This is a genomic window from Inquilinus sp. 2KB_23 (assembly GCF_052115705.1).
GTDB lineage: Bacteria > Pseudomonadota > Alphaproteobacteria > DSM-16000 > Inquilinaceae > Inquilinus > Inquilinus ginsengisoli_A.
Map to the genome: position 1 here is coordinate 95,325 of NZ_JBFRHF010000008.1, position 18,000 is coordinate 113,324.

General features: G+C 68.1%; 12 protein-coding genes. 5 read left to right on the plus strand and 7 right to left on the minus strand.

The window, feature by feature from the left end:
• Positions 1–11: 11 nt before the first annotated feature.
• From mdoH to AB4112_RS12310, 4 genes are all read right to left on the minus strand, one after another.
• A complete protein-coding gene (gene mdoH, locus AB4112_RS12295) occupies positions 12–2,093 on the minus strand; it encodes a glucans biosynthesis glucosyltransferase MdoH (RefSeq protein ID WP_441719938.1) in 2,082 nt (693 codons plus the stop codon).
• A gap of 23 nt (positions 2,094–2,116) precedes the next feature.
• Complete coding sequence (locus AB4112_RS12300; protein ID WP_309793785.1) at positions 2,117–2,605, minus strand: hypothetical protein; 489 nt, start codon at positions 2,603–2,605, stop codon at positions 2,117–2,119.
• Positions 2,606–2,625: 20 nt separating this feature from the next.
• Complete coding sequence (locus tag AB4112_RS12305) at positions 2,626–4,158, minus strand: glucan biosynthesis protein (protein WP_309794092.1); 1,533 nt, start codon at positions 4,156–4,158, stop codon at positions 2,626–2,628.
• A gap of 351 nt (positions 4,159–4,509) precedes the next feature.
• Positions 4,510–6,114: a sulfatase-like hydrolase/transferase gene (locus tag AB4112_RS12310; protein ID WP_441719940.1), complete on the minus strand. Its 1,605-nt coding sequence runs from the start codon at positions 6,112–6,114 to the stop codon at positions 4,510–4,512.
• A 170-nt stretch (positions 6,115–6,284) separates the two neighbouring features.
• Here AB4112_RS12310 and AB4112_RS12315 point away from each other — a divergent pair, with 170 nt between their 5' ends.
• The 5 genes from AB4112_RS12315 to AB4112_RS12335 all read left to right on the plus strand — a co-directional run bounded on the left by AB4112_RS12315 (position 6,285) and on the right by AB4112_RS12335 (position 12,928).
• Positions 6,285–7,421: a GNAT family N-acetyltransferase/peptidase C39 family protein gene (locus AB4112_RS12315; protein WP_309793787.1), complete on the plus strand. Its 1,137-nt coding sequence runs from the start codon at positions 6,285–6,287 to the stop codon at positions 7,419–7,421.
• Complete coding sequence (locus AB4112_RS12320) at positions 7,418–8,881, plus strand: RimK family protein (protein ID WP_309793788.1); 1,464 nt, start codon at positions 7,418–7,420, stop codon at positions 8,879–8,881. Before AB4112_RS12315 ends, AB4112_RS12320 begins: the two co-directional genes overlap by 4 nt.
• Before the next feature lie 26 nt (positions 8,882–8,907).
• On the plus strand, positions 8,908–9,501 hold the full coding sequence (locus AB4112_RS12325) for a DUF4893 domain-containing protein (RefSeq protein WP_441719944.1): 594 nt from the start codon (positions 8,908–8,910) through the stop codon (positions 9,499–9,501).
• Positions 9,502–9,575: 74 nt separating this feature from the next.
• Complete coding sequence (locus AB4112_RS12330) at positions 9,576–10,781, plus strand: low temperature requirement protein A (protein WP_441719946.1); 1,206 nt, start codon at positions 9,576–9,578, stop codon at positions 10,779–10,781.
• A 14-nt stretch (positions 10,782–10,795) separates the two neighbouring features.
• Positions 10,796–12,928: a mechanosensitive ion channel family protein gene (locus AB4112_RS12335; RefSeq protein ID WP_441719948.1), complete on the plus strand. Its 2,133-nt coding sequence runs from the start codon at positions 10,796–10,798 to the stop codon at positions 12,926–12,928.
• A gap of 132 nt (positions 12,929–13,060) precedes the next feature.
• On the opposite strand, the gene AB4112_RS12340 is transcribed toward AB4112_RS12335, so the two are convergent.
• From AB4112_RS12340 to AB4112_RS12350, 3 genes are read right to left on the minus strand one after another with little or no spacing between them, the layout of a single operon-like run.
• Positions 13,061–14,593, minus strand: coding sequence for a SpoVR family protein (locus AB4112_RS12340; protein ID WP_441719951.1), 1,533 nt, complete (start codon positions 14,591–14,593; stop codon positions 13,061–13,063).
• Positions 14,593–15,906 (minus strand): YeaH/YhbH family protein, encoded by a 1,314-nt coding sequence (locus tag AB4112_RS12345; RefSeq protein WP_441719954.1) that lies wholly within the window; start codon positions 15,904–15,906, stop codon positions 14,593–14,595. The genes AB4112_RS12340 and AB4112_RS12345 overlap by 1 nt, the downstream gene beginning before the upstream one ends.
• 22 nt (positions 15,907–15,928) lie before the next feature.
• Positions 15,929–17,875: a PrkA family serine protein kinase gene (locus AB4112_RS12350; RefSeq protein WP_309793796.1), complete on the minus strand. Its 1,947-nt coding sequence runs from the start codon at positions 17,873–17,875 to the stop codon at positions 15,929–15,931.
• Between the last annotated feature and the right edge of the window lie 125 nt (positions 17,876–18,000).

Consider the following 18,000-nt stretch of genomic DNA (forward strand, 5'->3'; position numbering starts at 1 on the left):
ACCTACGAGGCTCAGCCTCTCGGCGCGACCTGCAGCCGGCCACCGGCCAGGGCGGCCAAATGCAGCTCGCCCAGAGAGCGCGGGTCGAACAGCAGCGCCACCTTCTCGTCGCGGCTCAGCGCGCCGGTGCTCATCGTGCCCGGGCCGCCGGCGGTCAGCTTGCGCCGCGCCGCGTCGACCACGCGGGGGTCCTCGTGGCCGGCCTCGGGCGCGCCGGTCAGCAGCGTCATGTGGATGGCGTTGGCCAGCGGGTCGCGGATCACATGGGCCAGGCCGTCGGTGACCGGCGTGGTGGTGGCGTTCAGCCTTTCGCCCAGCGCCGCCGCCTCGATCACGATCTGCGGGCGCTTGGTCTCCTCCGGCGTTACCAGCAGGCCCAGCCGACGGGCCCACAGGCCGGTCGACTGGCGCGAGGTGATCACCGACAGCGGGATCGACAGCAACAGGCCGATCACCAGCGGCGACAGCCAGGCCAGCATCGAGGGTGAGATCCACAGCGCCAGGATGCCCAGCACCACGCCGAAGATGGTGTGGCCGCGATGCATCTGCACCGCGTCGGACCAGGGCGTGCCGCGGTCGTCGCGCGACTGGGTGCCCCAACCGCTGTCGCGGCCGAGGAAGGTCTGCAGCACGAAGTTGGAGTGGAACAGCATCATCACCGGTGCCTGGAAGATCGAGAAGAAGGTCTCGAACAGCAGGCTCAGCAGGGCCCGGAAGGGGCCGCCATAGCCGGCGGCCAGCCGCGGGTTGAACAGCAGCAGGGTCCAGCCGAAGATCTTCGGCGCCATCAGCATCAGGAACGAGATCACCAGCAGGCGCACCGCCAGCGTCTGGTCCTGCACCGGCCAGACCGGGAACAGCGTCTCGCCCTGGGGGAAGTAGACCGGGATCTCGAGCTTGTGCTCCAGCGCCGTCATCATGCCGACGCAGATGAAGATCAGCCATAGCGGCGAGGAGACGTAGCTCATCACGCCCATCGCCATGTGCTGGCGCGACAGCGGGTGCAGGCCGCGCGCCACCATGATGCGCAGATGCTGCATGTTGCCCTGGCACCAGCGCCGGTCGCGCTTGGCGTGGTCGATCATCGTCGGCGGGCATTCCTCGTAGCTGCCGCCGAGCTCCGGCACCAGCCAGGCGGTCCAGCCGTTGCGCCGGATCAGCGCCGCCTCGACGAAATCATGCGACAGGATATGGCCGCCGAAGGGCGGCCGGCCCGACAGGATCGGCAGGCCGCAGCTCTCGATGAAGGCGCGGGTGCGGATGATCGCGTTGTGGCCCCAGTAATTGCCGTCGCCCAGCTGCCAGAAGGCCAGGCCGGCGCCGACGATCGGGCCGTACAGGCTGCCGGCGAACTGCTGCATCCGGGCCCACAGGGTGTTGCGGTTCACCACCAGCGGCGGCGCCTGGATGATGCCGGCGCGCGGGTTGGCCTGCATCAGCCGGGCCATGGTGACCAGGGTGTCGCCGGCCATCAGGCTGTCGGCGTCCAAGACCACCATGAAGTCGTAGCGGGCGCCCCAGCGGGTGCAGAAATCGGCGATGTTGCCGGCCTTCTTCGCCACGTTGTGGCGGCGCTTGCGGTAGAAGATCCGCCCGCTGCCGTCGGTGCGGCGGCACAGCGCGCTCCAGCCGATCTCCTCGGCCACCCAGACGTCGGGGTTGGTGGTGTCGCTGAGGATGAAGATGTCGAAGGCGCCGAGATGGCCGGTCCGCGCCAGGCTGTCATGGATCGCCTGGAGGTTGGCGTAGATGCCGGTGGTGTCCTCGTTGTAGATCGGCATCAGCACGGCGGTGCGGCTGCGCAGCGGCGCCACCGTGTCGGCGCCCTGCGGCCACAGCAGCCCCGGCTGGCCCCAGCGCAGCAGCAGCGTCAGGAAGCCGGGCAGGGCGGTCCAGAAGGACAGCGAGATCCAGGAGAAGTTGATGGCGAACATCACCACCAGGGCCAGTTCGAGCCCGGTGACGCCGCCGACCGACAGGAAACGATACAGGGCGAAGGCCCCGGCCAGGGTGGACAAAGCCGTCGCCCCGAAGACGGCAAGGCGGCGCCAACGGGCCGCGGAGGCGTAGGACGCCGCTTCGAGTCCGCTCATTGGTGAGGTCGGGCGCCTTTCCGTCAGGCCGGACGCCGCTCAGCCGCCTCGGGCGACCAGCGGCCGAAGATGCGCTTCAGCGGCTCGCCGGCCCAGACCGGGTCCAGCGGCTGGTCGACCATCGGGGTCGGCTGGGCGCGCGGCACCGGCACCGGCGACACCCGGCGCAGCGCCTGCTCCATCGCCTGGGGCAGCGGGTCCTCGGACAGGAAGTGTTCGGGCCAGCGGCGGGCGGCGTCGGTCAGCAGGTAGGCGGCCCGGCCGATGGTCAGGATCGCGTCGTCGTTGCGCTCACTGCGGTTCAGCACCACGGCGAACCAGTCGGCCGCGCGGCGGCGGGCATGGTCCAGCAGCGCCGGCGCCGGCATCGCGGCCGGGTCGACGTCGCAGAATGCCGTCTCGATCGCGCCGGACAGCGCGGCCGGGTCGGTGAAGCCGAGGGCCTGGAAGAAGCCGAGGACGGAGTCTGGCATGTTGATGTTGACCGGGGTGCGGAGCCCGATCTGGGACATGGGTCGATTCCGATGCGTCGTCAAGGCGTCCATTGGAAACTCCATGTTTCGGTCAGCGCGTTGCCGCCCTGCCGGAGGTAACAGCGAAGCTCGGCGGGGTCGTCGCCGGCGGGCTTCAGATCGAAAAAAGCACGCCAGCCGCCGAGCTCCGGATTCCGCTGCGCCACAGGGAATTGGATCTCGCCCGCCGATGCCGTGACCACTGCCTCCAGTGAAGCGTCTTCCGGCAGAGAGTCAAGGGCGCCGCCCTTGAAATCGATCACGAATTTGCGGGTGTCGCTGGTCTTGCTGTCGCTACCGGACACGCCGCCGGCCCCGGTGCGGGTGGAAACCACAATACCGCGGTCGCCGGTGACCGGCGGATTCATGCCCCAATGCAGGCGGTAGGACAGTTTCCACTCCTGGCCGCCATCGACCGGGGTCTTCGGCACCCAGAAGGCGACGATGTTGTCGTGGATCTCGCGGTCGGTCGGAATCTCGACCAGCTGCACCACGCCCGGGCCCCAGCCGCTCAGCGGCTCCACCCACAGGCTCGGCCGGCGCTCGTACAGCGCCTCCAGGTCCTGGTAGCTGCTGTAGGACCGCTGCCGCTGCATCAGGCCGAAGCCGCGCGGGTTCTCGTCCATGAACGAGCTGATCAGCAGGCGGGCGGGGTTGCGCAGCGGCCGCCACAGCCATTCGCCGGCGCCGCTCCACATCGACAGCCCGTCGCTGTCATGCACCTCGGGCCGGAAGTCGTCGAACGACCGGTGATCCTGCGGCCCGAACAGGAACATGCTGGTCAGCGGCGCGATGCCGAACTTGTCGATGGTGTGGCGGGGGTAGAGCGTGGCCTCGATATCGACCGTGGTGGTCTCGCCCGGCTTGATCAGGAAGCTGTAGGCTCCGCTGACGCCCGGGCTGTCGAGCAGGGCGTAGACCCTGATCTGGGTCGCGTCCGGGGCCGGGGTCTCGACCCAGAACTGACGGAAAACCGGGAACTCTTCGCCGCGGGTCGAGCCGGTGTCGATCGCCAGGCCGCGCGCCGACAAACCATATATGTTCTTGCGGCCGAGGCAGCGGAAATAGCTGGCGGCCAGGAAAACCGCGATCTCGTCCAGGAACTCCGGCCGGTTGATCGCGTAGTGCAGGCGGAAGCCGGCGAAGCCGAGATGGTCCGATGGGTTGTCCGGGAACTTGTTGCCGCCGAGGTCGAACAGGTCCTGTCGGTACAGGATCTCCTTGGCCTGGTAGCCGTCGACCTGGAAAATGTGGACCGGCTTGTCGAACAGGGCGCCGAGATGGAAGAACTGCATCTGGAACGGCAGCTTCTCCGGCCGCCACAGTGCCTGTTCCGGCAAGAAGCGGATGGCCCGCTGCTGGTCGTAGGTCAGCTGGGTGATCTCGGCCGGCAGGCTTTCGTCCGGTGGCACGAACGGGGCCTGGGACACGGTCTTCGCCCGGTCGACCAGCCAAGTCATGCTGAACGGCGTGGTGTCGCCCAGGCTGGGCGCGGCCAGGGCAGGGCGGGCAGCGCCGAATAGAGGGAGCGCCGCCAGCGCGGTGGTCCCCATCAAGATCTGGCGTCTGGTCAGCCCCACGTCACCACCAAGTATTTTGTGCAATGCAACATAACACGAAACATCGACCGTGATTGTGGCGGTTCCTGGACAAACATAACCGCGCGCGGCACCGGGCTGTGACGCGCACGGTCAACCCACATCCGCCAGCCCCGATTCACTGCGACATACCCCCATAATTTCGTTGCCGCAGCGCCGGGACCGACCGATCAACGCAACCTTTCCAGATTTGTTCCGACGCCAAATTACCCGGTCCGCGAACACGGCAGAAGCCGGCGAACCCAAGCGCGACGGCAGGTGCTGGGCTGCACTTTTCACAGATTGACAGGGGAAATCAGCTCGCTTTTACGGCGAGAAGGACCGGGCAAAGGCGTCGCGGAAGATCGACATCGACGGGACGGCGGTGGTCGCCGGCGGGTTGAGGCCCTCGACGAAGCCCCAGTCGAGGAAGCGGTCGACCAGCGCCCGGTCGCGGCTGAACACATGCACCGGGACGTCGCGGGGCGTGCCCGGGCCGGTCACGATCGGCGCCGGCTGGTGGTCGCCCAGCACCACCATCAGCGAATGGTCGTCGAGGAATTTCGCGGTGTAGTCCAGCAGCGACCGCAGCGAATAGGTCATCGACTGGCCGTACTGGGCGCGCACCCGGTCGGGGTCGCTCCACACCGCCTCCGGCGTGTCGCCCGTGGCCGGCAGGGTGCGGTACAGGCTGCCGTCGCCGATCCGGCTCCAATCCTCGACCAGGGTCGGAACCGGGGTCCATGGCGCGTGGCTGGAGACCAGCACGACCTCGGTGAACAGCGGCTTCGGCTGGCCCTTCCGCCAGCGCTCATAGGCGGCCAGGGTGTACTGGTCCGGCATGGTGACCCAGCCGAAGGGCGGGCCGGCATAGCCCAGATCGTCGGCGAAGATCGCCTGGTCGAAGCCGTAGAAATGGGTCGCCTCCGGCTCGCCCCCGGTGATCGCCGGGGCGATCAGCGCGGTGTGGTAGCCGGCCTCCTTGAACAGATGGGTCAGGGTCAGGCGCTTGCCGGTCATCAGCAGGTCGTAGCGCAGCTGGTCGTCGATCTGCAGGCCGCTGGTCAGGGTCGCATGGGCCAGCCAGGACTGGCCGCCGCGGGTGGGGGAGGCGAGCCAGCCGCTCGCGGTGTAGACGCCGGCGGCGGTCAGCTTCGGCGCCATCTCGGCCAGCGCCGCCTTCGGCCCGGCGTCGAAGCGGGGATCCTCCAGCGCGCTGCGGCCGTAGGATTCGAGGAAGACGATGGTGACATCGGCGCCGTCCAGGCCGGCCAGCGGCTTGCCTGGCAGCAGGCCGCGCAGCGGGTCGACCGACTCCTCGGCGCGGAACCGGCCTTCCATCGCCAGCGCCGGGATCAGGCGGTTGACCTGGTCCACGACCATGTGGCTGGCGATGTCGTTCACCGGCCGGGCCGGGCCGTAGACATCCGGCACCGTCTGGGCGACGACGAAGACCACGATGGCGACCAGCCCCAGCGCGCCTGCGACACCGCGGCGCGGGGGCGTGGACAGGGCCCGCTGCAGCACGCGCACCGACCGGGCGGTGGCCCACCAGATGCACCAGGCGGCCAGGATCACCCCCAAAGTGGTGGCGATCAGGCCGAGGGCGCCGATGACGCCGTTCGCCAGGTGCATGCCGTCGATCAGCAGCAGCCGGTCGACATACAGGCTGACCGGCCGGCCGAAGGACAGCTCGGTGGCCAGGTTGGCCAGTTTGATCGCCGCGACCAACAGGCCCAGGCAGCCCAGCGCGGCGGCGAAGGCGCGCGACCGGCGCAGCGGCGGCGCCACGGCCAGGGCGGCGACCAGAATCGCCAGCTCGACCGGCACCGAAGTCAGGCCGTAGAACTGCCAGCCGTCGGGGTCGGACGGGACGCCCAGCAGCAGCACCAGCCAGAGCAGTGCGAGGACGAGGCGAAGGGCACCGAACATCGGCGTCATCCTGGTGCGGAATCGAGGCGGGGCGGGGTCTGTCGGGGGCATGGCGGCGGGACCATGCCACGACTTCCCTGGGCCGTGGATGAAATCCTCGTCATCTCGGATTACCCCCTGGTGCGGGGGCGGCTTCGGCGCGATAACCATCCCGGGATTTGATTAGAGTGATGCCCGACGACCGACACGCCGCCCCGATCTCCGAGACGCTGCGGCTCGCCACGTCCGACGACGTGCCGAGGCTGCTGGAGATCGAGTCGCGGGCCTTCGACCATGACCGGCTGAGCCGGCGCAGCTTCCTCCATCTCCTGACCCGGGGCCACGCGGTCTGCGTCGTAGCGGAGGAGGGCGGCCGGCTGCTCGGCTACGCCCTGGTGCTGCTGCGCCGGACCACGGCGCTGGCGCGGCTGTACTCGCTGGCGGTCGATCCGGAGGCGCGGGGCCGGGGGCTGGGCGCCCGGCTGCTCGAGGCGGCGGAGCGGGCGGCCCATGATGAGGCGGCGCTGTTCCTGCGGCTCGAGGTCCGGCCGGACAACGCGCCGGCGATCGCCCTCTACCAGTCGCGCGGCTACCTCCATTTCGGCCGCTACCTCGACTTCTACGAGGACCATGCCGACGCGCTGCGCTTCGAGAAGCGGCTCGGCGCCGACGACCAGCCGCAGACCGACCTGCACGTCCCGTACTACGCCCAGACCACCAACTTCACCTGCGGCGCCGCGGCGCTGCTGATGGCGCTGAAGGCGCTGGACCCGTCGATCGAGCTGAGCCGGGCGCGCGAGCTGCGGCTGTGGCGCGAGGCGACGACGATCTACATGACCTCCGGCCATGGCGGCTGCGACCCCTACGGCATGGCGCTGGCCGCGCATGACCGCGGCGTGCGGGCCCGGATCTTCGTCAGCGACGACGCGCTCCTGTTCCTCGACGGGGTGCGCAGCCCGGACAAGAAGGCGGTGATGACGGTGGTGCAGGAGGATTTCCGCGCCCGCTGTGCCCGCCGGCGCATCGAGGTGGTGCACCGCGCCCTCACTTTGCCCGAAATGAGTGCCTTGATCGCGGAGGGGGCGATACCGATCGTGTTGATCAGCCTCTTCCGGGGCTACGGCGAAAAAAATCCGCATTGGGTGGTGGCGAACGGCTTCGACGAGCGTTTCATCTACGTGCACGACCCCTGGGTCGCGGAGACGGAGATGGAGAGCGCTTCGGCCAAGGCCAATCTCCCGATCCCGCGGCAGGAATTCGAGCGTATGGCCCGTTACGGCCGCACCCAGCTCCGGGCCGCGGTCGTGCTCAGCAGGAAGGCCTCATGAGCGGTTGGATCATCGTCGTCGACCGTATCGGCGACTTCAAGGGCGACCCGGATGGCCGCCAGCTCGTCACCGCCCGGGACTACATCTCCCGGCCGCAGCTGCTGAAGGGCGGGGACGCGAAGGTCATCAACCTGACCCGCTCCACCGCCTACATGACGCGCGGCTACTATGTCTCCCTGCTCGCCGAGGCCCGCGCCCACCGGGTGATCCCGATGGTCGAGACCATTCTCGATCTCGGCCAGAAGACGCTCTACAAGATCGCGCTGCCGGATCTGGAGGACGACCTCAACCGGCGGATCAAGCGGCTGTCGGTGCCACCGGGGGGGCCGTTCAAGCTGATCATCTGCTTCGGCCGCGCCGATGACGACCGGTTCCAGGATTTCGGCCGCCGCGTCTTCGATTGGTTCCGGGCGCCGATCCTCGAGGTCAAGGTCCGCTTCACCGACAAATTCCGCATCGCCTCGGTCGGCGAATTGTCGATCTCCGACATCGAAGGCGAGACCGACGCCTTCTTCTACGAGACGCTCGATCTCTACACCCGACAGGGCTGGCGCAACCCGAAGGAGAACAAGCCGGCGAAATACACCCTCGCCGTGCTGTTCAACCCGAAGGAGGAGTTCGCGCCCTCGACCCACCGCTCGATCCTGAAGCTCGCCCGCGTGGCCGAGACCATGGATATGGAAGTGGAGATCATCGAGAAGAAGGACCTGCTGCGCCTGGCCGAATACGACGCCCTGTTCATCCGCGAGACCACGGCGATCGACAACCACACCTTCCGCTTCGCCCGCAGGGCCGAGCAGGAGGGCATGCCGGTGATCGACGATTCGACCTCGATCCTGCGCTGCGGCAACAAGGTCTATCTCTACGAGCTCTTGACCGCGAACAAGATCCCGACGCCGAAGACGGTGGTGATCGACAGCCTGAAGCATGTCGAGCGGGTGGAGGAGGAGTTCGCCTACCCGATCGTGCTGAAGATCCCGGACGGGTCGTTCAGCCGCGGCGTGTTCAAGGCCAACGACCGGCGCGAGCTGGAGCAGATGGCCGAGCAGCTCTTGGACGATTCCGACGTCATCCTGGCCCAGGAGTTCATGCCGACCGACCATGACTGGCGGGTCGGCGTGCTGGATGGCGAGCCGCTGTTCGTCTGCCAGTACATGATGGCGAAGAAGCACTGGCAGATCGTCCGCCATTCCCCCGACGGCAAGGTCGGCTGGGGCAACTTCAAGACCTTCGCCCTCGACGAGGTGGCGCCCGAGGTGCTGGATGTCGCGGTGCGGGCGGCGCGGCTGATCGGCGACGGGCTGTACGGCGTCGACCTGAAGCAGACCGAGAAGGGGGTGTTCGTGATCGAGATCAACGACAACCCCAATCTCGACCATGGCTGCGAGGACCTGGTCGCCAAGGACGAGCTGTGGCGCCGGGTCTGCCGCTGGTTCATCGAGCGGATCGACGCCGGCTGATCCGGCTTTCGGGCAAAATCGAGGGAATGATGCGACATCTCTGGCTTTCGCTGGTCCTGCTTGTGGCCGCGGCCGTTCCGGCGTTTGCCGACGGCACGCTGGCCTCGCGGATGACCGATGCCGACAAGGCGCGGCTGGAGGCGTTCGACACCGTGCGGGCGCAGGCGATCGGCGAGGCGCGGGCGAGCGACGACAAGGCCGCGGTCGCCGTGCTGGACCAGATGCTGGCCGGGACGCCGCAGCCGATCCGCGGCGCCACCGACCTCGCCGGGACCTGGCGCTGCCGGGTGGCGAAGCTCGGCGGCCTCCTGCCGCTGACGGTCTATGACTGGTTCCGCTGCCGCATCACCGACGACAGCGCCGGGCTTCGGCTGGACAAGGTCTCGGGGTCGCAGCGCACCAGCGGCGCCTTCTACGATGACGCGGATGCCGGGCGCCTGGTCTTCCTCGGTGCGCTGTACTACGGCCATGAGGGCAAGCCGGTGCGCTACGGCGCCGATGCCGAGCGCGACCAGGTCGGCTACCTCGTCCGGGTCGGGCGCGACCGGCTGCGGCTGGAGTATCCGTCGCCGCGCTTCGAATCCCATTTCGACATCATGGAGCTCGAGCGTCCGCACTGATCGCGCGCCACCTCGCGCGGACCGGCCCCTCGGCATAGGATCCCGGAATCGTCGGGATTAGGGGGACGCCGCTCATGAACCAAGCCGCCGGACATCGCAACCTGCTCCGTCAGCGCCAGGGGCACGAACACGGCAAGGTCACCTTCGTCGAACTGTTCTTCGACCTGGTCTTCGTCTTCGCCATCACCCAGCTGTCCCACGCCCTGCTGAAGGACCTCACCCTTCTCGGCGCGGTGCACACCGGGCTGCTGTTCCTGGCCGTCTGGTGGGTGTGGATCTACACGTCCTGGGTCACCAACTGGCTCGACCCGGAACGCACGCCGGTGCGCCTGCTGCTGCTGGTTCTGATGCTGGCCGGGCTGATCCTGTCGACCTCGCTGCCGGAGGCCTTCGCCGAGAAGGGGCTGGCCTTCGCCGGTGCCTATGTCTTCATGCAGGTCGGGCGCAGCCTGTTCATGGCGGTGGCGGTGCGGCGGCACAGCGCCGGCAACTTCCGCAATTTCCAGCGCATCACCGCCTGGCTGGTCCTCTCCGCCCTGTTCTGGATTGCCGGCGCCTTCGCCGAGGCGGAGGCCCGGCTGGCGCTATGGGCCGCAGCGCTCGCCATCGAGTATGTCTCGCCGTCGCTCGGCTTCTGGACGCCGGGCCTCGGCCGTTCGACCACGGCGGATTGGGATGTCGAGGGCGGGCACATGGCGGAACGCTGCGGCCTGTTCGTCATCATCGCGCTCGGCGAATCGATCCTGGTCACCGGCGCCACCTTCGCCGAGCTGGAGCCCGGCCTCAGCACCATCGCCGCCTTCGTCACCTCCTTCATCGGCAGCGTGGCGATGTGGTGGATCTATTTCGACATCGGCGCCGAACGCGGCAGCCACACCATCGCCCGGTCCGACGATCCCGGGCGGCTGGCGCGCGTCGCCTACACCTACATCCACCTGCTGATCGTCGCCGGGATCATCGTCGGCGCGGTGGCGGACGAGCTGGTGCTGGCCCATCCCGACGGCCACCTCGAGGCCGGGACTGCCGCGGCGCTGCTGGGCGGGCCGGCGCTGTACCTGATCGGCAACACCCTGTTCAAATGGACGACCGCGGGGCGGGTGCCGCTGTCGCATCTCGCCGGCCTCATCCTGCTGGCCGGGCTGGTGCCGGGGACGGTGGTGCTGTCGCCGCTACTGCTCGGCGTCGCCGTGATGCTGATTCTGGTCCTGGTCGCGGTGTGGGAGCGGTTGTCGCTTCGGCGCGGGCAGGAGGCGGGCCTATCATCGGCCGAGATCGGTTGAGGGGCCTGTTCACGATGCATCGCCTGTTGCTTCTGTTCGCCGTGCTGCTCGGGCTGGCGGTGGCCGGCCCGGTCTCGGCCCAGGCGCCGGCCCCCGCGCCGGCGCCCGACAAGCTGCGCACCCTCGCTGAGCTGCTGCAGGACCCGGAGGTCCGCGGCTGGCTGCAGAGCCAGGTCGCCGCCGGACCGGCCGCCCAGGCGACGGCCGCCGCCGCGCCGGCCCCAGCAGATGCCGGCAGCATGAAKCAGAGCATGTCGATCGGCATCGACACCACCCGGGCCTTCCTGCGCTCGCTGGTCGCGGCCGCGCCGACCCTGCCGGCGGAGCTGGGCCAGGCCTGGCATGTCCTGGTCCTGGACCTGGAGGGGCAGGGGCTGATCTGGACGGCGGTCTCGCTGCTGCTGTTCGTCGGCCTCGGCTTCGGCGCCGAGAAGCTGTACTGGCGGCTCTCCGCCCGCTTCCGCCGCCGGCTGATCGACACCCATCTCGAAACGCTGCACGGCCGGCTGCAGGCGGTGTGGCTGCGCTCGCTCTACGGCCTGGGCCTGGTCTTCGTCTTCGGCGTCGGCAGCATCGGCGCCTTCCTGCTGTTCGAATGGCCGCCGCTGCTGCAGCAGATCGTGCTGTCCTACCTGCTGCTGGTGCTGATCGTCCGGGTCACGCTGGTGCTGGGGCGCATCATCCTGGCGCCGGGGGCGGAGCGCTTCCGGCTGGTGCCGATGGCGACGCCGACCGCGCATTACTGGTTCGTGTGGGCGGCGGTGCTGGTCGGCTGGTTCTTCTTCATCCAGGCCACGCTCGACAACCTGGAGACGCTGGGGCTGCGGCGCGAGGCCTGGTACCTGGTCGGCCTGGCCAGCAGCGTGGTGATGCTGGGCCTGACCCTGGCCGCGGTGTGGCGCGCCCCGACCTTCGACGGCCGGGACCGGGTGGGCCATGGCCACCGGGTCGGCACCTGGCTGCTGACGCTGTACCTCGTCGTGGTCTGGCTGCTGCTGTTCAGCGGGTCGGTGGCGCCGTTCTATGTCGGCGTCATCCTGCTGCTGCTGCCGATCGCGCTGCGCGGCGTCCACCTCGCCGTCTCCCATGTGCTGCGGCCGGCGGGGGCGGAGGCGGCGGAGCCGGTGCCCTCGCTGCTGGCGGTCACGCTGGAGCGCGGATTCCGGGCGCTGCTGGTGATCGGCGCGGCGCTGCTGATCGCCTCGGTCAGCGGCGTCGACCTGTCCTCGCTGACCATGCGCGACACGCTGTCGACCCGGCTGCTGCGCGGCGCCATCAACGCCGCCATCGTGTTCCTGGTGGCGAATTTCGCCTGGCACCTGCTGCGCGCCTGGATCGACCAGCGCATCGCCACGGCCAATGTCGAAGGGCATGGCGGCACCGATGCCACCAGCAGCGACCAGATCCGCCGCCACGCCCGGCTGCGGACGCTGCTGCCGATCCTGAAGAACGTGCTGTTCGTGGTGCTGGCGGTGATGGCCGGGCTGATCGCGCTGGCGGCGCTGGGGGTCGAGATCGGGCCGCTGATCGCCGGCGCCGGTGTGGTCGGTCTCGCCGTCGGCTTCGGCGCCCAGACCCTGGTCAAGGACATCATCTCCGGCATGTTCTTCCTGTTCGACGACGCCTTCCGCATCGGCGAATACATCGAAAGCGGCAGCATCCGCGGCACGGTGGAGGGGTTCTCGCTGCGCTCGCTCAAGCTGCGCCACCAGCGCGGCGCGCTGCACACCATCCCGTTCGGCGCGCTGGACAAGATCACCAACTATTCGCGCGACTGGGTGATCGACAAGATGACGATCAGCGTCACCTACGACACCGATCTCGACAAGATCAAGCCGATCGTGAAGGAGATCGGCCAGGCCCTGCAGGCCGACCCGCTGTTCGCGCCGCACATCCTGGAGACGCTGAAGATGCAGGGCGTCGACCAGCTCGGCGACTTCGCCATCCAGATCCGGCTGAAGATGATGACCAAGCCGGGCGAGCAGTTCGTGATCCGGCGCAAGGCCCTGGCGATGATCAAGAAGGCGTTCGACGCCAACGGCATCGCCTTCGCCTTCCCCACCGTGACGGTGGCCGGCGGCGGCACGGCGACGGCGGCGGTGGCCCAGCATGCGCTGGACTTGGCCAAGCCGCCGGCGCCGGGGTAGGGGGCAGCCTCCGCGCCGCCCAACACCGTCATTGCGAGCGCAGCGAAGCAATCCATCGGGCCGTTCATGCGGCGCCATGGATTGCTTCGTCGGCTTCGCCTTCTCGCAATGACGGGTGGGGAGAGCCCCGCCTCAGAAGAACGTCGCCCGGGCGCTGGCGGCGTGTTCCTTCAAGACCGCGCCGGTGGCCGGGTCGATCTCCTTCAGCAGCACGTCGTAGCCCCACAGGTCGGAGAGGTGCTGCAGCACCTGGCGGGTGTCGTTCTCGGCCAGCAGGATGCCGTTCAGCACGCTGTGGTGCACGATCAGGCGGCGGTCGCCGGCCAGGTCGACATCGACCACCTGGATGTCGGGGTCCAGCCAGGCCACGTCGTACTGCCGGGACAGCGCCTTGCGGATCCGGCGATAGCCGTGCTCGTCATGGATGGCCTCGACCTTCAGCTCGGAGGCGCCGGCGTCGTCGTACAGGTGGAACATACGCCACTGCCGGATCAGCCGTGGGCTGAGGAACTGGGAGACGAAGCTCTCATCGCGGTAGTTCGCCCAGATGTCCTGCAGCACCGCGGTGGCGTCGCCCTTGCCGGCGATGTCGGGGAACCACTCGCGGTCCTCGTCGGTCGGGTCGACCACGATCCGCTCGATGTCCTGCATCATGCCCAGGCCGAGCGCATAGGGGTTGATGCCGTTGTAGTGAGGGTCGTTGAACTCCGGCTGGTACACCACGTTGGTGTGCGACTGCAGGAACTCCAGGAAGGCGCCGTCGTTCAGCGCGCCCTGCTGGTGCAGGGTGTTCATGATCTTGTAGTGCACCCAGCAGGCGCAGCCCTCGTTCATCACCTTGGTCTGCGACTGCGGATAGAAGTATTGGGCCACCAGCCGGACGATGCGCAGCAGCTCACGCTGCCAGGGCTGCAGCCGCGGCGCCGACTTCTCCAGGAAGTACAGCAAGTTCTCCTGCGGCAGCTCCAGCAGGGCCTTGCGGCGCTCGTCGCTCAGGCTGGCCTGTATCTTGGCCGGCGCCGTGGGCAAGGTCCGCCACAGGTCGTTGTAGCTGTGCTCCTGGTGCTCCAGCCGGTCCCGGGCCCGGCGCTCCTCGGTCTTCAGGTCCGGCCGGCGCGGCCGGGGATAGCGGTGCACGCCATGGCTCATCAGCGCATGGGCGGCGTCCAGCAGCTGCTCGACCTGCTGCTGGCCATAACGCTCTTCGCACTGGGCGATGTAGGTCTTGGCGAAGTCGAGATAGTCGAGGATGCCCTCGGCATCCGTCCACTGCTTGAACAGGTAGTTGGTCTTGAAGAAGGTGTTGTGGCCGAAGGCGGCATGGGCGATCACCAGCGTCTGCAGCGTCGCGGTGTTCTCCTCCATGATGTAGCTGATGCAGGGGCTGGAATTGATCACCAGCTCATAGGCCAGGCCGCGCAGCCCCTTGCGATACATCACCTCGTTCTGGGCGAACTGCTTGCCGAAGGACCAGTGCTTGTAGAACAGCGGCATGCCGATCGAGGAGTAGGCGTCGAGCATCTGCTCGGCGGTGATGACCTCGATCTGGTTGGGATAGGTGTCGAGCTTCAGCTCCTTCGCCACCCGCTCGACCCGATCGTAGATCCGCTGGATGGTGCCGAAATCCCAGTCGGTGCCGGGGTACAGCAGTGCCGTGTCGCTCATCATTCGGCTCCCGCGCTGACGTCGCGGCGCTGGAACAGCTCGCGGAACACCGGGTAGATGTCGCGGCGGTGCCAGACCTTGCGCATGGCAAAGGGCGCGTCCGCCTTGCGGACACGGTCATAGGTCTGCCACAGGTCGGTCTGCCGCGGCACGACGCCCGACGACATCGGGTCCTCGTCGCGGCCGACCTCGAGATAGGCGAAGTACTGGCACAGCGGCAGGATCGCGTCGCTCAGCAGCGTCGCCGATTTGGCGCTGTCGCTCGACAGGTTGTCGCCGTCCGAGGCCTGGGCGGCGTAGATGTTCCAATCCTCCGGCCGGTAGCGCTGGGCGACGATGGTCGCCATCTCTTCCAGCGCCGTCGACACCACGGTGCCGCCGCTTTCGGTCGAGTAGAAGAACGTCTCCTCGTCGACCTCCTCGGCCTGGTGGGTGTGGCGGATGAAGACGATCTCGACGTGCTTGTAGCGGCGCTTGAGGAACAGGTGCAGCAGGGCGAAGAAGCGCTTCGCCAGATCCTTCATGTGCTCGGTCATCGAGCCGGAGACGTCCATCAGGCAGAACATCACCGCCTGCGCCACCGGCCTCGGCACCGCCTCCAGCCGGCGATAGCGCAGGTCGACCGGGTCGATATAGGGGATGCGCCGGCTGCGCTGCAGCAGCAGGTCGAGATGCTCCTGCAGCTGCTCGATCTTGTCGGGGTCGGCCTCGGCTTCGGCCTCCAGGGCCGCGATCTCGGCCTCGACGTCGCGGATCTCGCCCGATTTGGGGCGGCGCAGCGCGATCCGGCGGGACATGGCGCGCTGCATGGTGCGGGTCACCGCCAGGCTGGACGGGCCGCCTGTGGTGGAATAGCCGGCGCGCCGCCAGCCCACGCTTTCGGCGGCGACCAGCTTGCGCTTGGCCAGGTCGGGCAGTTCGAGGTCGTCGAGGAACAGCTCGAGATACTCCTCCTGCGACAGCACGAAGCGGAACTCGTCCTGCCCGTCGCCGTCGGGGGCGCCCTCGCTGCCTGATCCGCCGCCGCCGCGCTTCGGCCGCGGGATGGTGTCGCCCTCGACGAACTCCTTGTTGCCGGGCAGCACGTGGTCCCGCGTGCCGCCGGCGTTGGAACGGTGCAGCCGCGGCTCGTTCACCCCGGTGACCGGGATCACGACCTCGCCGCCCTGCTCCAGCTCCTTGATGCTGCGTTCCCGCGAACTGTCGCGGACCGCGCGCTGGACCAGGGCCTTGGCCCGGCGCAGGAAGCGCTGGCGGTTGACGAGGCTCTTTCCCCCCGGATTGAGCCGCCGGTCGATGATGTGCATGGGCATTGCGCGTTGCTTCCGACCTCCTTCAACCTGCCTGCTTGACCCTCATGTACCATTCGACCAGGCGGCGGACCTGCCGCTCGGTGTAGCCGCGGGACGCCATGCGCTCGACGAACTCCTCGTGCTTCTTCTCGGTGTCGCCGTCCTTCTTCGAGCCGAAGCTGATCACCGGCAGCAGCTCCTCGACCTGGCTGAACATCCGCCGCTCGATCACGTCGCGGATCTTCTCGTAGCTGGTCCAGGACGGGTTCTTGCCCTCGTTGCCGGCGCGGGAGCGCAGGGCGAACTTGACCACCTCGTTGCGGAAGTCCTTGGGGTTGGCGATGCCGGCCGGCTTCTCGATCTTGGTCAGCTCCTGGTTCAGCAGGTCGCGGTTGAACAGCTGGCCGGTGTCGGAGTCCTTGAAGTCCTGGTCCTCGATCCAGGCGTCGGCGTAGTCGACATAGCGGTCGAACAGGTTCTGGCCATAGTCGTGGTACGATTCCAGATAGGCCTTCTGGATCTCGTGGCCGATGAATTCGGCGTAGCGCGGCGCCAGCTCGGCCTTCAGGGCCTCGAGGTAGCGCTTCTCGGTCTCGGCCGGCAGCTGCTCGCGCCGCACCGCCTGCTCGATCACGTACATCAGGTGCACGGGGTCGGCCGCGACCTCGATGGTGTCGTGGTTGTAGGTGGCGGCCAGCGCCTTGAAGGCGAAGCGGGTCGAGATCCCGTCCATGCCCTCGTCGACCCCGGCGGCGTCCTTGTACTCCTGCAGGCTGCGCGCCCGCGGGTCGACCTCGCGCAGGCTCTCGCCGTCATACACCCGCATCTTGGAGAACAGGTTGGAGTTCTCGTGCTCATGCAGCCGCGACAGCACCGAGAACCGCGCCAGCATCTCCAGCGTGCCCGGCGCGCGGGGCGCGTCGGCCAGCTTCGACCCGCGGATCAGCTTGTCGTAGATCTTCTGCTCCTCGGTCGCCCGCAAGCAGTAGGGCACCTTGATCACGTAGATCCGGTCGATGAAGGCTTCGTTGTTCTTGTTGTTCTTGAAGCCCTGCCACTCCGATTCGTTGGAATGGGCCATGATGATGCCGGTGAAGGGCAGGGCGCCGATGTTCTCGGTGCCGACGTAGTTGCCCTCCTGCGTCGCCGTCAGCAGCGGGTGCAGCATCTTGATCGGCGCCTTGAACATCTCGACGAATTCGAGCATGCCCTGGTTGGCCCGGTTCAGGCCGCCGGAGTAGCTGTAGGCGTCGGGGTCGTGCTGGGCCAGCATCTCCAGGCTGCGGATATCGACCTTGCCGACCAGGGACGAGATGTCCTGGTTGTTCTCGTCGCCCGGCTCGGTCTTGGCGATGGCGATCTGGCGCAGCCGCGACGGCTGCAGCCGCACCACCTTGAATTTCGAGATGTCGCCGCCGAACTCGTCCAGCCGCTTCAGGCACCACGGGCTGACCAGCCCGGTCAGGCGCCGCCGCGGGATGCCGTAGCGCTCCTCGATCTCGGCGCCCATCAGCTCGGGGTTGAACAGGCCCAGCGGGCTCTCGAAGATCGGGCTGATGTCCTCGCCCGCCTTCAGCGCGTAGATCGGGTGGACCTCCATCAGCGCCTTCAGCCGCTCGGCCAGCGACGACTTGCCGCCGCCGACCGGGCCGAGGAGGTAGAGGATCTGCTTGCGCTCCTCCAGCCCCTGGGCGGCGTGCAGCAGGAAGCTGACGATCCGCTCGATCGTCTCCTCCATGCCGTAGAATTCCGAGAAGGCCGGATAGGTCCGGATGGTGCGGTTCATGAAGATCCGCCCCAGCCGCGCGTCGCGGGCCGTGTCCACGATCTCCGGCTCGCCGATGGCCGCGAGCAGCCTTTCGGCCGCGCTGGCGTACATCATCGGATCGCTGCGACAGCCCTTGAGATAGTCCTCGAGCGTCATCTCCGCCGCGCGGCGGGCCTCGTAGGATTTCGTGTAGCTGGTGAAGAGATCGTCGGTCGATGCCATTGCCACCCGCCTAGGTTGGAGAACCAGGACTCACCGTGTGCAGCGTCTGGGCGTCTTTTTATGGCCGATCGTGCACCGGCATTTGCGGCGAGATTCGGGTGGTTGGCCGGGTGCAGCCTTGCCCG

What these genes read in the sequence shown, in the direction of transcription:
- AB4112_RS12320 (WP_309793788.1), top strand. Translation starts at nt 7,418, where the DNA reads ATGAGCGGTTGGATCATCGTCGTCGACCGTATCGGCGACTTCAAGGGC.
- AB4112_RS12350 (WP_309793796.1), bottom strand. Translation starts at nt 17,875, where the DNA reads ATGGCATCGACCGACGATCTCTTCACCAGCTACACGAAATCCTACGAG.
- AB4112_RS12300 (WP_309793785.1), bottom strand. Translation starts at nt 2,605, where the DNA reads ATGTCCCAGATCGGGCTCCGCACCCCGGTCAACATCAACATGCCAGAC.
- mdoH (WP_441719938.1), bottom strand. Translation starts at nt 2,093, where the DNA reads ATGAGCGGACTCGAAGCGGCGTCCTACGCCTCCGCGGCCCGTTGGCGC.
- AB4112_RS12325 (WP_441719944.1), top strand. Translation starts at nt 8,908, where the DNA reads ATGATGCGACATCTCTGGCTTTCGCTGGTCCTGCTTGTGGCCGCGGCC.
- AB4112_RS12315 (WP_309793787.1), top strand. Translation starts at nt 6,285, where the DNA reads ATGCCCGACGACCGACACGCCGCCCCGATCTCCGAGACGCTGCGGCTC.
- AB4112_RS12310 (WP_441719940.1), bottom strand. Translation starts at nt 6,114, where the DNA reads ATGTTCGGTGCCCTTCGCCTCGTCCTCGCACTGCTCTGGCTGGTGCTG.
- AB4112_RS12340 (WP_441719951.1), bottom strand. Translation starts at nt 14,593, where the DNA reads ATGAGCGACACGGCACTGCTGTACCCCGGCACCGACTGGGATTTCGGC.
- AB4112_RS12345 (WP_441719954.1), bottom strand. Translation starts at nt 15,906, where the DNA reads ATGCCCATGCACATCATCGACCGGCGGCTCAATCCGGGGGGAAAGAGC.
- AB4112_RS12330 (WP_441719946.1), top strand. Translation starts at nt 9,576, where the DNA reads ATGAACCAAGCCGCCGGACATCGCAACCTGCTCCGTCAGCGCCAGGGG.
- AB4112_RS12305 (WP_309794092.1), bottom strand. Translation starts at nt 4,158, where the DNA reads ATGGGGACCACCGCGCTGGCGGCGCTCCCTCTATTCGGCGCTGCCCGC.